The sequence below is a fragment of the Cedecea sp. B1(4) genome (assembly GCF_059414925.1).
The window spans coordinates 1-492 of sequence record NZ_JCAHMZ010000187.1 but is presented as its reverse complement, the minus strand read 5'-3'; the positions used below and the strand labels follow the sequence as shown (position 1 = coordinate 492).

At 66.1% G+C, this 492-nt stretch carries 1 protein-coding gene; it reads right to left on the bottom strand.

From position 1 onward, the window contains the following. Positions 1-307: 307 nt before the first annotated feature. Positions 308-492: hypothetical protein (locus ACR6JA_RS22570; protein ID WP_494599680.1), on the bottom strand; the 185-nt coding region annotated here is incomplete at its 5' end.

Genomic DNA, 492 nt, shown 5'->3' with positions numbered 1-492 from the left:
GCCGCTGCACGGACAGGCCATCGTAGCCGCGGACGAAGGGGTTTTTGGAATGAGACATGGGATTCCTCCAGCAGAGGATGGCCGAGGCAATCCCCTGCCGGGGATTGAACCCCAGCGAGTGGATGAAGTGGCAACCGGTCAGCCGGCGGCGGCGTCGGGCCGCCCTGGTGGCGGGCGGTGCAGGTCAGTGGAAGATGGTGATTCGGGACATGGCCGCTCCTGCGAAAGGAAGGAGGGACATGGCCCCGAACGGGGACGCATGTCCCTCGTGGGGTGGGATGAAAGGACGGTGGTTGCCAGGCGCGGCTCACCAGCCGTTGTAGTGCAGCGTGAGGTCAGCGATGACCTGGCGCCGTTCCAGATCGAGGCCGCCGAAGTCGGACAGCCCCTCGAAGCCGCAACGCTTGAGCATCGCGCCGCCCTCGCGGGAGTTGTAGAAGCTCACCATCGCGGACAGGAACATGCGTTGACCGCTGCTCAGCACGCCCAGGG